This is a genomic window from Bacillus sp. UMB0728 (assembly GCF_002858875.1).
Taxonomy (GTDB): domain Bacteria; phylum Bacillota; class Bacilli; order Bacillales; family Cytobacillaceae; genus Bacillus_AB; species Bacillus_AB infantis.
The window spans coordinates 937036-949485 of record NZ_PKLA01000002.1; the positions used below are offsets into that span (position 1 = coordinate 937036).

Sequence of the window (12450 nt, forward strand, 5' to 3'; positions counted from 1 at the left end):
CAGCGCTCCTTCAATTGAATGGAGGAATAAAGATGTCTAACCAGACAGAAAACGTAATCAAAGGCGGAAGCTTCCTGATTGAAGATGTATCTTATGACCGTGTGTTTACACCGGAGGATTATACTGATGAGCAGAAAATGATTGCCAAGACAACTGAAGATTATGTGGTAAATGAAGTGGTCCCGCAGGTTGAACACCTGGAGAACCACGAGTTCGACCGCTCTGTTAAGCTGCTGAAGCAGGCAGGGGACCTTGGGCTCCTTGGTGCAGATGTGCCGGAAGAGTACGGCGGGCTTGGCCTTGATAAGGTAAGCTCAGCTCTTATCGCTGAAAAAATGTCCCGTGCAGGCGGATTCTCAATCACCCATGGTGCCCATGTGGGAATCGGGTCGCTTCCAATCGTGCTGTTCGGAGATGAAGAACAAAAGCAAAAATATCTGCCTCTTTTGGCGACAGGCGAAAAGATCGCTGCCTATGCACTCACTGAGCCGGGTTCAGGTTCCGATGCACTCGGGGCAAAAACAACTGCAAAATTAAATGCTGAAGGCACTCACTATGTCCTGAACGGTGAGAAGCAATGGATTACCAATGCCGGCTTTGCCGATGTGTTTGTCGTCTATGCGAAAGTGGACGGAGAGCATTTCTCCGCCTTCATCGTTGAGAGGGAGTACCCTGGCGTTTCCACGGGCCCTGAGGAAAAGAAAATGGGCATCAAGAGCTCTTCCACAAGGACGCTGATCCTGGAAGATGCACAAGTGCCGAAGGAAAATCTGCTGGGTGAACTTGGCAAGGGGCATATCATCGCTTTCAATATCCTGAATATCGGCCGCTACAAGCTTGGAGTAGGAGCAGTAGGAGCTTCCAAGCGCGCGTACGAGGTTACTGTACAATATACAAATCAGCGCCAGCAGTTCAAAACGCCGATTTCCCAATTCAACCTTACGAAAGAGAAGCTTGCCAATATGGCTGCAAAGCTGTATGCGGCTGAGAGCTCTGTCTACCGTACAGTCGGTTTGTTCGAGGACCGGATGAGCAGGCTTACAGAGGAAGAAGTAAAGAACGGCAAGGAAGTTGCCAACTCGATTGCAGAGTACGCAATCGAATGCTCCCTGAACAAGTTTTTTGCCACAGAAGTCCTTGACTATATTGCCGATGAAGGCGTGCAGCTGCATGGCGGCTATGGTTTCATGGCTGAATATGAAATTGAAAGGATCTACCGCGATTCCCGCATCAACAGGATTTTTGAAGGTACAAACGAAATCAACCGCCTTCTTGTGCCTGGCACTTACCTGCGCAAGGCTTTCAAAGGAGAGCTGCCATTATTCCAGAAAGCTCAGGCGCTCCAGGAAGAGCTGATGATGCTGATGCCTGAGGAGCCTGGAGATGAGCCTTTGGCACAGGAAAAATATTTGGTGAAGAATGCCAAGAAAATCGGCTTGCTTGCAGCAGGGCTTGCAGCACAGAAGTTTGGCAAAGCGATTGAAAAAGAGCAGGAAATCCTGGTCAATATTGCAGACATCGTTTCCAATGCCTATGCAATGGAATCAGCGGTTCTCCGTACAGAAAAGGCTATCAGCAAGGACGGCGCTGAAAAGAGCAAGCAAAAGCTTCTCTACACACAGATTTTCTGCCAGGAGGCATTCAATAAGATCGAACAGGATGCGAAAGAGACTTTGGTTGCTGCAGAGGATGGGGACGCACTGCGCATGATGCTTTCCGCTCTCCGTAAATTTACCCGCCACACACCGATCAATCTGATCGCCAAAAAGCGCGAGGCTTCAGAGAAGCTGATCGACGCTGAGCGTTATGTACTGTAATCAGAAATAAATAGGAGTTATCCTTAACTGAAAATGCAAAGACGCATTGCTCCTCTATCCGGAGGGGCAATTGCTGTTTTTGGACACTTCAATCTGACGAAATTTTTAAAACTCAAGGTTATGAATTTTGCCGAAAATATGATAGTATGCAATTAAATGGGTGATCAGCCTGTGAGTTTGGATAGAAACGATTGGGTGGTGCAGAATTTGCTGCTGAATTTTTACTGGTATCCGAAATGCGGGACATGCCGCAAGGCCAAAAAATGGCTTGAAGAAAACGGCGTTCCTTACCATGAAGTACATATTGTCGAAAATCCTCCTTCACGCACTGAGCTTGAAGATGCTTATAGAAAAAGCGGCCTCGATATTAAAAAATTCTTTAATACGAGCGGCCAGAAGTACAGGGAGCTAGGTTTGAAGGACAAGGTGAAAACCATGTCCGACACAGAGCTGCTGGACTTGCTTGCATCTGACGGAATGCTGATAAAGCGGCCTTTGGCATTCGACGGCCAAAAAGCGACAGTCGGTTTCAAAGAAGAGGATTTTGCTAAAACATGGCTTTAAGGCATCATCTGCTATTTCCTTTATAGCGAAGGCTTAAGCCCGGTAAAGAACTAGAATCTTGGAGGGATTATTGTGAGCAGCATACCTAAGGAATTGCGTTACTCAGAAGAACATGAATGGGTAAAAGTTGAAGGAGAAAAAGTACGGGTCGGCATTACCGATTTTGCTCAATCAGAGCTCGGGGACATCGTTTTCGTTGAGCTTCCTGAAGTCGGGGACAGCATCACGGTAAATGAGCCTTTTGGAAGCGTTGAGTCTGTAAAGACTGTATCTGAATTATATGCTCCAATCAGCGGCAAGGTGGTTGAAATCAACGAAGAGCTGAATGACAGCCCTGAATTTGTAAATGAATCTCCTTATGAAAAGGCCTGGATGGTTGTTGTTGAGCCTGCAGACAGCAGCGAAGTGGACAAGCTGATGACTGCTGAACAATATGAAGAGATGACCAACGAAGATTAAAAGAGATAAGCGCCTGCTGCAGGCGCTTTTTATGCTTTCTCTTTCCGTTATTTTCTTACTTCACTCAATGTAATTAATTTCCCATAGTTTCTTTCCATTAGAAGGGCATTCTATTGTTAAGAAAGTAAAAAAGGTGGGATCCTAATGACACTGAAACAGCAAAAGATCGATATTACCGATCGGGTCACAGGAAGGCTGAAGGACGGTAAGCTGGAGCTTTATCTTGGAAATGAGATGATCGGGGAAGCGCCGATGCCTGAAGGTGCTTCATTTACCCTTGATCATCACTTTGAGCAGAATGAACAGAAAATCTACCAGCATATTACTTCAACAGAGCAGCCGGAAGCCCGTTATACGGACTGCGATGAAGGCGGCTGGTGCTAAAGAAAGCAGCGGGCATTGCCGCTGTTTTTTTTGCAGAAAAAAGGGTAAATAAGGATCTGCCGGCTCTTTTATGGGCGGATTTTGATCAGGCGGAATGCGGGGATGGCGTTTTTCAGCAAGTGACCGCCTGCCCGTTTTCCGAAAGCAAGGCAGGAGTTCAACACCATTTTGCCGAACATAGAATAAGGTAAAGTAAAAATATCAACTCCCGTCAGGTGATGAATATGCATGCAGAAAACATAGAAAAGGTAATTATTGTCGAAGGCACTTCTGATAAGCGCAAGGTTAAGAATATTATTAAGGAGCCTGTTGAAATCATTTGTACGAACGGGACAATCAGCATAACCCGCCTGGATGAATTGATTGACGAATTATTTGACCGTGATGTTTATATTCTGGTGGATGCAGATGAATCCGGCGAAAAGCTGAGAAAGCAGTTCAAACGGGAATTCCCGGAAGCAGCACATCTTTATATTGATAAAATGTACCGGGAAGTGGCCACTGCACCGGAGCAGCATCTTGCAACGGTTCTGCTTGGCGCCAATATAGACGTTTATGCTGAGTTTTTAGATAGAGGATGATGGGGTTGCAAGAACTGATGCTTGGGGATTTGGAACGGTATGAAAAAGACAGGGAGACATGGATGCTCTATCTTTACACACCGATGTGCGGAACATGCCAGATGGCTGGACGGATGCTGGAAGTGACCCTTGAGGTACTCCCGGGAATTGAATGCAGAAAGGCAAACTTGAACTATTTTCCTGACCTGGCCGGCAAGTGGTCAGTAGAAAGTGTCCCCTGCCTGCTATTTTTCCGGGAGGGACAGCTGGCAGAAAAAATATACGCATTCCACTCTGTTCCATACCTGCTGGAAAAAACAAAAGAATATCTGCTGTAAATAATAAAGCCTGTACTAGAGGGTAGGACACCCGGCTGGTACAGGCTTTTTACTGTTTGCGCATCTGTCCGCGGCCAGTGTCCAGGGATTATCATGGTCAATGGATAAAATGTTCCGGATTATTTAGCAGAAAAACCAGAAGATTCAAAGGAAAAGGATGGATTTTTTCTCTAAACGATATTATGATTATTTAGGGAAACGAAATAAATGCGAGGGGCATATAAAATGGCTTTTTATCAGGAATGGGCTGAACAGATCCGCGGATATAACAGTAATATACGCCGGGCTTTTGCAGCCAATATTTTCATGCAGATCGGAATGGGCATTTTTATGGTCATTTATAATTTTTATATACGGGAGCTTGGCTATTCAGAGCAGGTGAATGGCCAGATCATAGCGATGACTGCATTGGCGACAGCCCTTGTGCTGATCCCCGCAGGCATTATGAGCGACAGGATCGGCCGGAAGAAGGCTATGCAGTTCGGGGCTGCTGCAACCGGTGTGATTCTGCTTGCCAGGAGCATGGTTGACATGCAGAGCCTGCTTATCGTGTTTGCCTTTGGCACAGGGCTGGGGACGGCCTTCATTCAGGTATCCTCCATTCCCTGGCTGACAGAGAATTCCAAGCCAGAGCAGAGGGTTCATTTGTTCAGCATCCATTTCGCTGTTATGACAGGAGCCAATGTCATCGGCAATTTAAGCGGCGGACTGCTGACTGACTTGTTTGCTTTTTATTTCTCGGAGCTGGCGAGCATACGGTTTACTTTACTGCTGGGAGGAGCCATCTATCTGGCGGGAATATTTCCGATACTCCGCTTTCAGGAAAACCGAAGCGATAAAATCCCGCAAATCGGCGGAGCTAAAGGAAGCACACGGTTTTCTCTGAAGGATGATGGTTTCAAGATCATCATCCTGTTCGCTGCAGCACAGCTGTTTATCGGATTTGGGGCAGGGCTTGTCATACCTTACCTGAATCTATATTTTGCAGACCGTTTCCATGCGTCGAATTCTGCAATCGGGCTGATTATTTCCCTCGGTCAGGCAGCTACGGCCGCGGCCATGATCATTGGTCCCCAGGTGGTAAGGAGGATCGGGGAGGTAAAGGCAGTCGTTTTCCTGCAGCTTTCCTCCCTGCCTTTCCTTCTACTGACTGCTTACACAGAGAATTTATGGCTGGCCGCCATTGGCTTTCTATTCAGGCAGGCTTTAATGAATGCGGGAAATCCGATCCAGATGTCTTTGATGATGTCGAAGGTGGATGATTCCAAAAGAGGCCTGGCCAGCTCGGTGAATCAGATGGTGTTCAATCTGGGCTGGGCAGTGATGGGCCCTGTCTCTACAGGCCTTGTCATCAAATACGGAGACTATTGGGGATATTCTATTGTCTTCACCATAACTGCAGTCTTATATTTAATAGGCTCTACATACTTTTTTGTCGTATTCAGAAGGCTTTCAGAGCCTTCTGGAAGAACAAATACAGCAAAGATTGTATGATAAGCGGATATTTCTCGGGAAATTGTCATAAGCCTTTCTATTTGTCGAACATTCATAGAAATATAAAACTGAACTTTCTAAAAAATCAGTTGACTCTTTTTTGCTGGTTATGATACTATCATTTTAACTTCAAGCACGCTAAAAATTTCATATTTCTTATCAAGAGAGGTGGAGGGACTGGCCCGATGAAACCCGGCAACCGGCAATAGAACGGTGCTAATTCCAGCAGAGCATGATCTCTGGCAGATAAGTTGAGCGAAAAAGCCCCTCTTCTGCAGAGGGGCTTTTATTGTTACCAGCAGTGATCCGGCATAATGAAAATATCTGATAACCCGAAGGAGAGATAACAATGGCAGAGAAGCAAAAGAACTATCGATTTGAAACACTTGGTGTACATGGAGGACTGCAGCCTGACCCTGCAACAGGGGCAAGGGCAGTGCCAATCTATCAGAATAATGCTTATCAGTTCCAGAATACAGAGCACGCCGCCAATCTGTTCGGCTTAAAGGAGCCGGGCTATATCTATACAAGAATCCATAATCCGACAGTTACTGTATTTGAGGAAAGGGTCTCACTGCTTGAAGGCGGCGTAGGGGCACTTGCTGTTGCAAGCGGCCAGGCTGCCATCACTCTTGCCATCCTGAACATTGCCCAGGCCGGAGATGAAATTGTAGCAGCTTCAAATCTTTATGGAGGGACATATAATTTATTTGCCGTCACTCTTCCTAAATACGGGATCAATGTAAAGCTGGTCAATCCCGAGGACCCGGAAAATTTCAGGGAGGCCATCAATGAAAAAACAAAAGCTGTATTCGCTGAAACAATCGGCAATCCAAGCTTAAAGGTCCTCGATATTGAGAAAGTGGCGGAAATTGCCCATGAAGCAGGTATTCCGCTGATAGTTGATAATACCTTTGCCACTCCATATCTCTGCAGGCCGATTGATTTTGGGGCAGACATCGTGATCCATTCAGCGACAAAATGGCTGCTGGGAAATGGGACGACAATGGGGGGCGTCATAGTAGACGCAGGTCGTTTTGACTGGAATTCAGTCAAATTCCCTGGCTTCACCAATCCGGACCCAAGCTACAATAACCTGGTGTACAGTGAAGCAATCGGCGCGGCAGCTTTTATCGTCAAAGCCAGAGTCCAGCTGCTGAGGGACCTGGGGCCGGCACTCAGCCCGCAGAACGCATTCCAGTTCACTCTCGGTCTTGAAACACTGCATGTGAGGATGAAGGAGCATATCCGCAATACAAAGAAAGTGACAGAGTATCTAAAGAATCACCCTGCTGTGACCTGGGTGCTTTATCCGGGGGATGAAGGCCATCCTGATAAGGCACTTGCTGATAAGTATTTGCCTAAAGGAGCCGGAGCTGTGGCTGTATTTGGCATTGAGGGAGGCAGGGAGGCCGGTGCCAAGCTGATCAACAGCCTGGAACTGTGGGCGCATGTAGCCAATGTCGGCGATGCCAAAAGCCTCATCATCCATCCTGCCAGCACCACTCACCAGCAGCTTGATTCAGAAGGCCTGAAGTCAGCAGGGGTGCCGGAGGATCTAATCCGCATTTCTGTTGGCATAGAAAATGCCGAAGATCTGATCGAGGACCTGGAGCAGGCAATTGAAGCCGCAACCGGAAGCCATTCACTGGCAGGGAAGGTATGAACTTCAGGAATCAGCCGCTAATTTTTAGAATTAAACTTTGTTGTTGACACCCTTTTTCATCCATGATACGATAGCACTCGTAATTCAAAAATGGCTAATGAATGAAAATGAACTTCATATATGATAGCTCTTATCAAGAGAGGTGGAGGGATGTGCCCGATGAAGCCCGGCAACCGTCAATGTTTATTGAAATGGTGCCAATTCACACAAAGCTTTTAGCTTTGGCAGATGAGAGAAAGGTTTTTCCATCATGCCTTTCTGCTCACATGCAGAAAGGCATTTTTATTTTTACAGAAAAGTCTCCTGTCTTGAAGCCATGGAATAATCTTGCCCTGGTTTCAGGAAACTACTCTTATGGGGATTGGCAGGATGATATATCTCTGTAAAGCCATTTGTCTAATTGGATATAAAAGAGGTGAATACGGCAATTGATTTCAATAAAAGATGTTAAAAAGATATATTCGTCAAAAAAAGGCCCGGTCAAAGCAGTTGATGATGTCAACCTTGAAATCAAGGAAGGTGAAATCTTCGGAGTGATCGGCTACAGCGGTGCAGGGAAAAGCACCTTGATACGGATGCTGAACGGGCTTGAGCTTCCCTCAGAGGGAACGGTTACGGTAGCCGGCAGGGAGATCTCAAAAATCAGGGGTGCGGAGCTGCGCAAAGCGCGCCAGGAAATCAGCATGATTTTCCAGCACTTTAACCTTCTCTGGTCAAGGACCGTAAGAGACAATATTGCATTCCCGCTGGAAATTGCGGGGGTTGCTCGCCAGGAAAGAGAAAAAAGAGTAAATGAGCTCATCAACCTTGTCGGCCTTGACGGCCGTGAGGATGCTTACCCTTCCCAGCTGAGCGGCGGGCAGAAGCAGCGCGTCGGGATTGCCAGGGCGCTTGCAAATAACCCGAAGGTGCTTCTGTGCGATGAGGCAACCTCGGCGCTTGACCCGCAGACAACGGATTCCATTCTGGATCTGCTAGTGGACATCAACAGCCGCCTGGGACTGACCATTGTACTTATTACCCATGAAATGCATGTAATCAGGAAGATCTGCCATCGGGTAGCTGTCATGGAAGGCGGAAAGGCCGTGGAAATCGGCCCTGTCCTGGAAGTGTTTAAAAATCCGCGCGAGCAGATCACAAAGAGATTCGTCCAGCAGGTCACAGAACCTGAGGAAACAAAAGAGACAGCAGAGGCCTTGCTTGGATTGTATCCGCATGGAAAAGTCGTACAGCTGTCCTTCGTCGGGGAATCGGCTGAACAGCCGCTCATCACGAATCTGATCCGTTCCTTTGAGTTGACAGTTAATATCCTTCAAGGGAAAATCTCGCAGACTCAAAACGGCTCTTATGGAACATTGTTCATCCATCTAGATGGGCAGGCTGACGAAATTGCCAAAGCGATTGAATATATCCATGCACAGCAGGTTGGCGTGGAGGTGATTTCGAATGCTTAATGAATTTTTCCCAAATGTTAACTGGGATAAGATGTGGGAAGCAACGAATGAAACGCTTTATATGACTGGCATTTCTGTACTGGTTACATTCGTATTGGGGATTGTGCTCGGCCTGCTGCTTTTCCTTACTTCCAGGGGGAACATCTGGCAAAATGCACTCATCAATAAAATTATAGCGGCGTTTGTCAATGTATTCAGGTCCATCCCGTTCATCATTTTAATCGTATTGCTGATCCCGTTCACGAAATTCCTTGTGGGCAGCATGATCGGAGAAAATGCCGCCTTGCCTGCACTGATCATCGGTGCGGCACCATTTTATGCCCGTATGGTTGAAATTGCTTTGCGGGAAATTGATAAAGGCGTCATTGAAGCAGCCAAGTCAATGGGTGCAAGAACGAGCACAATCATCTTTAAGGTGCTCCTCCCTGAATCCATGCCGGCTCTTGTATCGGGCATTACTGTTACAGCCATCTCGCTTGTGGGCTTTACCGCAATGGCAGGAGTCATCGGTGCAGGAGGACTTGGGAACCTTGCTTATCTGGAAGGCTTCCAGCGAAACCGCTTTGATGTAACCTTGATGGCGACCATCGTCATCCTGCTGATTGTGTTTATCCTCCAAGTAATTGGAGATATCATAACTTCTAAACTAGACAAACGATAAAAGGAGACTTAACTAATGAAAAAATGGTTATCACTTGTATTGGCACTTGCCGTAGCGCTCGTCATTTCAGCATGCGGAACATCTGAAGATAATGCTGACGGCGGAAATGCGGACAGCGGGAAAGAAGAAACATCCAAACTGGTTGTGGGAGCTTCCAATGTCCCGCACGCTGAAATTCTTGAAGAAGCTAAGCCGCTTTTGGAAGAAAAGGGCATTGAACTTGAAGTCGTAACATTCCAGGACTATATCCTGCCTAACCAAGCATTGAATTCCGGAGAGCTTGATGCAAACTATTTCCAGCATATCCCGTACCTTGAAGCGCAAATTGAAGAAAATGACTATGATTTCGTCAATGCAGGCGGAATCCACATTGAGCCGATCGGTGTGTATTCAAAGAAATACAAGAGCCTTGATGAACTTCCAGACGGTGCGAAAGTCCTGATGAGCAATTCAGTTGCTGATCACGGCCGTATCCTGACTATGCTTGAAAAAGAAGGCCTTATCACACTTAAAGAAGGCGTAGATAAAATCAAGGCAACAATTGACGATATTGAAACGAACGAGAAAAACCTTGAGTTTGATACAGAATATGAAGCTTCCCTCCTTCCGCAGATCTACAACAACGATGAAGGCGATGCAGTTCTGATCAACTCTAACTATGCTATTGATGCAGGCTTAAACCCAATTGAAGATTCAATTGCAATCGAAGACAAGGAATCTCCATATGTGAACGTCATCGCTGTTAAGAGCGGTGACGAAGATAAAGAAGCGGTTAAGGCACTTGTCGAAGTGCTCCACTCTAAAGAAATCCAGGATTTCATCCTTGAAAAATACGAAGGTGCAGTCGTTCCTGTATCTGAGTAATAATAGAAAAAGGCAGCCGCTGAGAATGCAGGCTGCCTTTTCCTATGCCAAAAAACAGCCATGTCGAGCCCGCATAGCATTTCTGAAAATAAAACATACTAATGATGTTAAAGATTTCAGGAATGGAGTGGACACGAATGGAGCATTCATACGAACCGTCAAATTCAATCGAAGCAGCTCTTCATGACTATAAAATGGGCCTTGGCACATTTACACAAAAAATGCCGGACCTTGCCCAGCATTATAATGCATTCACTGAGGCATGCTTTAAAGAAGGCAGCCTCTCCCAAAAGCAAAAGCAGCTGATTGCCCTTGGAATCAGCCTGTATTCACAGGATGAATACTGCATTATTTATCATGTGAAAGGCTGTCTTGACCAGGGGGCTAGTGAGGAAGAGGTGCTCGAAGCAGTCGGCGTCACAGCGGCTTTTGGCGGCGGCGCAGCGATGAGCCAGGCAGTCACCCTTGTGCAGGAAGCAATGGATGAATTGAATCAGGGGCAGATGAAGCAGTAAAAGCCAATCTATATGATAAAGCAGCCCTGTCTGAAGCAGGGCTGTTTCCTTTTTTGCATGCGTTATGGACTCTTGGGGGAGAGACAACCTTTATTTGGAAGAATTCAGCCGGAATTGTAAGGATGGCGGAGATGAGGTCCCTTCAAGAGGGGATACCTTAATGAATTATACAAAATGAGGTTTTTTCCTGTTTGAGCGTGGTATAGAAGGAGTGTTACGATATTCCATGAGTAAAATAAATCGCGGAAGCGACAAAATTGAAAGGATTGATTTACTATCAGTCAGCTGGACTTGAATTACACAAGTGAAATGGAAAAAGCGATGCACAGTGCCCACGGTGTCGGCTATGAGGTATACAGCCGGAAACATGATGTAAGGATGAGCGTAGAAAAACGGCGCGAGCAGGACTATCTGAAAAGCCAGCGTATGGTAGCGGATCTGGAAAGAAAAGTACATTCTTAAGAATTATATATAATAAGGAAGAAAAACAGTTGAAACCAGTGTGATGCCGCACTGGTTTTTCTTTTAGTATAAAGCAGTAACAATATAGCCCGTTTTTTCCTGAACAGTAGGAGCCCGGTCCATACTTATGTTAAACTGAAGGGGCTGCAACTGAATTCACGTACATTGAAAGCTGCTCTGCAGGGAAAAATAGTTTGGACATGCCTGGATTTCCAGTTTTGGATCCAGGGAAGCGGAAAGGGTTTAGCCAATAAAAGTTCTTACCAGATAATTAATACTATCTGCGTGTTGTTAAAGAGTTGCTAACACTTTCTATTTGTTATAAGATTGTAATGAGAATAAAATGAGAATAGAGATTTGCGGCTCTTGCCGGTATATACAAATCTTTTTTATTGACGGAGGTATAATGATGGCTGGATCTACACTTAAAATTAATGATCTTCATGTTTCTATTGAGGACAAAGAAATTCTTAAAGGGGTCAACCTTGAAGTGAAAGGCGGAGAAATCCATGCGATTATGGGTCCTAACGGAACTGGTAAATCAACCCTTTCTTCTGCAATCATGGGACATCCTAAATATGAGGTAACCTCAGGAAGCATTGAATTGGATAACGAAGATGTACTTGAGATGGAAGTGGATGAGCGTGCGCGTGCAGGCCTGTTTCTTGCCATGCAGTATCCAAGTGAAATCAGCGGAGTTACAAATGCGGACTTCCTGCGTTCTGCAATCAACAGCCGCATGGAAGAAGGCAATGAAATTTCATTGATGAAATTCATCCGCAAGATGGACAGCAAGATGGACTTCCTTGAAATGGACCAGGATATGGCACAGCGCTATCTGAACGAAGGCTTCTCCGGAGGCGAGAAAAAGCGGAACGAAATCCTTCAGCTGATGATGATCGAACCTAAAATCGCCATTCTTGATGAGATCGACTCCGGATTGGATATCGATGCCCTGAAGGTTGTTTCCAAAGGGATCAATGAAATGCGCGGAGAAGACTTCGGCTGCCTGATCATCACTCACTATCAGCGCCTTCTTAACTACATCACTCCTGACCATGTGCATGTCATGATGCAGGGCCGCATCGTTAAATCTGGCGGGCCTGAGCTGGCACAGCGCCTTGAGGCTGAAGGTTATGACTGGATCAAGAAAGAACTTGGCATTGAAGACGAAACTGTAGGGCAAGAAGCGTAAGCGTTAGGGGGATCACG

The 12450-nt window shown here is 46.1% G+C and carries 15 protein-coding genes and 2 riboswitches; all 15 genes read left to right on the top strand.

The window, feature by feature from the left end:
- The first annotated feature begins 32 nt into the window (after positions 1 to 32).
- The 15 genes from CYJ37_RS10190 to sufC all read left to right on the top strand — a co-directional run bounded on the left by CYJ37_RS10190 (position 33) and on the right by sufC (position 12433).
- Positions 33 to 1817: an acyl-CoA dehydrogenase family protein gene (locus CYJ37_RS10190; RefSeq protein WP_009791496.1), complete on the top strand. Its 1785-nt coding sequence runs from the start codon at positions 33 to 35 to the stop codon at positions 1815 to 1817.
- Between the two features lie 207 nt (positions 1818 to 2024).
- On the top strand, positions 2025 to 2381 hold the full coding sequence (locus CYJ37_RS10195; protein WP_009791494.1) for an arsenate reductase family protein: 357 nt from the start codon (positions 2025 to 2027) through the stop codon (positions 2379 to 2381).
- A 72-nt stretch (positions 2382 to 2453) separates the two neighbouring features.
- Positions 2454 to 2840, top strand: coding sequence for a glycine cleavage system protein GcvH (gcvH, locus tag CYJ37_RS10200; protein ID WP_009791493.1), 387 nt, complete (start codon positions 2454 to 2456; stop codon positions 2838 to 2840).
- 144 nt (positions 2841 to 2984) lie between these two features.
- Complete coding sequence (locus CYJ37_RS10205) at positions 2985 to 3224, top strand: YusG family protein (RefSeq protein ID WP_009791492.1); 240 nt, start codon at positions 2985 to 2987, stop codon at positions 3222 to 3224.
- Positions 3218 to 3415, top strand: a complete 198-nt coding sequence (locus tag CYJ37_RS10210; protein WP_022544357.1) for a hypothetical protein — start codon at positions 3218 to 3220, stop codon at positions 3413 to 3415. The genes CYJ37_RS10205 and CYJ37_RS10210 overlap by 7 nt, the downstream gene beginning before the upstream one ends.
- Before the next feature lie 33 nt (positions 3416 to 3448).
- Entirely contained in the window at positions 3449 to 3805 is a 357-nt protein-coding gene (locus CYJ37_RS10215) for a toprim domain-containing protein (RefSeq protein WP_022544356.1), read from the top strand.
- Positions 3805 to 4122, top strand: coding sequence for a thioredoxin family protein (locus CYJ37_RS10220; protein ID WP_371931670.1), 318 nt, complete (start codon positions 3805 to 3807; stop codon positions 4120 to 4122). The genes CYJ37_RS10215 and CYJ37_RS10220 overlap by 1 nt, the downstream gene beginning before the upstream one ends.
- 225 nt (positions 4123 to 4347) lie before the next feature.
- Positions 4348 to 5616 (top strand): MFS transporter, encoded by a 1269-nt coding sequence (locus CYJ37_RS10225; RefSeq protein ID WP_101549551.1) that lies wholly within the window; start codon positions 4348 to 4350, stop codon positions 5614 to 5616.
- A gap of 153 nt (positions 5617 to 5769) precedes the next feature.
- Positions 5770 to 5869: riboswitch (SAM riboswitch) on the top strand.
- Positions 5870 to 5965: 96 nt separating this feature from the next.
- A complete protein-coding gene (locus CYJ37_RS10230; protein ID WP_101549552.1) occupies positions 5966 to 7282 on the top strand; it encodes an O-acetylhomoserine aminocarboxypropyltransferase/cysteine synthase family protein in 1317 nt (438 codons plus the stop codon).
- Between the two features lie 127 nt (positions 7283 to 7409).
- A riboswitch (SAM riboswitch) is annotated at positions 7410 to 7517 on the top strand.
- A gap of 193 nt (positions 7518 to 7710) precedes the next feature.
- On the top strand, positions 7711 to 8736 hold the full coding sequence (locus CYJ37_RS10235) for a methionine ABC transporter ATP-binding protein (RefSeq protein WP_009791485.1): 1026 nt from the start codon (positions 7711 to 7713) through the stop codon (positions 8734 to 8736).
- Positions 8729 to 9397 carry a methionine ABC transporter permease gene (locus tag CYJ37_RS10240; RefSeq protein ID WP_009791484.1) on the top strand — a complete coding sequence of 223 codons (669 nt, stop codon included), beginning with the start codon at positions 8729 to 8731 and terminating at the stop codon, positions 9395 to 9397. Before CYJ37_RS10235 ends, CYJ37_RS10240 begins: the two co-directional genes overlap by 8 nt.
- A 15-nt stretch (positions 9398 to 9412) precedes the next feature.
- Positions 9413 to 10261, top strand: coding sequence for a MetQ/NlpA family ABC transporter substrate-binding protein (locus tag CYJ37_RS10245; protein ID WP_009791483.1), 849 nt, complete (start codon positions 9413 to 9415; stop codon positions 10259 to 10261).
- Positions 10262 to 10398: 137 nt separating this feature from the next.
- Complete coding sequence (locus tag CYJ37_RS10250; protein WP_022544352.1) at positions 10399 to 10776, top strand: carboxymuconolactone decarboxylase family protein; 378 nt, start codon at positions 10399 to 10401, stop codon at positions 10774 to 10776.
- Between the two features lie 291 nt (positions 10777 to 11067).
- On the top strand, positions 11068 to 11238 hold the full coding sequence (locus CYJ37_RS27135) for a hypothetical protein (protein ID WP_156917020.1): 171 nt from the start codon (positions 11068 to 11070) through the stop codon (positions 11236 to 11238).
- 409 nt (positions 11239 to 11647) lie between these two features.
- Positions 11648 to 12433, top strand: coding sequence for a Fe-S cluster assembly ATPase SufC (sufC, locus tag CYJ37_RS10255; protein WP_009791479.1), 786 nt, complete (start codon positions 11648 to 11650; stop codon positions 12431 to 12433).
- The last annotated feature ends 17 nt before the right edge of the window (positions 12434 to 12450 follow it).

What these genes read in the sequence shown, in the direction of transcription:
- CYJ37_RS10190 (WP_009791496.1), top strand. Translation starts at nt 33, where the DNA reads ATGTCTAACCAGACAGAAAACGTAATCAAAGGCGGAAGCTTCCTGATT.
- CYJ37_RS10205 (WP_009791492.1), top strand. Translation starts at nt 2,985, where the DNA reads ATGACACTGAAACAGCAAAAGATCGATATTACCGATCGGGTCACAGGA.
- CYJ37_RS10215 (WP_022544356.1), top strand. Translation starts at nt 3,449, where the DNA reads ATGCATGCAGAAAACATAGAAAAGGTAATTATTGTCGAAGGCACTTCT.
- CYJ37_RS10220 (WP_371931670.1), top strand. Translation starts at nt 3,805, where the DNA reads ATGGGGTTGCAAGAACTGATGCTTGGGGATTTGGAACGGTATGAAAAA.
- CYJ37_RS10225 (WP_101549551.1), top strand. Translation starts at nt 4,348, where the DNA reads ATGGCTTTTTATCAGGAATGGGCTGAACAGATCCGCGGATATAACAGT.
- CYJ37_RS10230 (WP_101549552.1), top strand. Translation starts at nt 5,966, where the DNA reads ATGGCAGAGAAGCAAAAGAACTATCGATTTGAAACACTTGGTGTACAT.
- CYJ37_RS10240 (WP_009791484.1), top strand. Translation starts at nt 8,729, where the DNA reads ATGCTTAATGAATTTTTCCCAAATGTTAACTGGGATAAGATGTGGGAA.
- CYJ37_RS10245 (WP_009791483.1), top strand. Translation starts at nt 9,413, where the DNA reads ATGAAAAAATGGTTATCACTTGTATTGGCACTTGCCGTAGCGCTCGTC.
- CYJ37_RS10250 (WP_022544352.1), top strand. Translation starts at nt 10,399, where the DNA reads ATGGAGCATTCATACGAACCGTCAAATTCAATCGAAGCAGCTCTTCAT.
- sufC (WP_009791479.1), top strand. Translation starts at nt 11,648, where the DNA reads ATGGCTGGATCTACACTTAAAATTAATGATCTTCATGTTTCTATTGAG.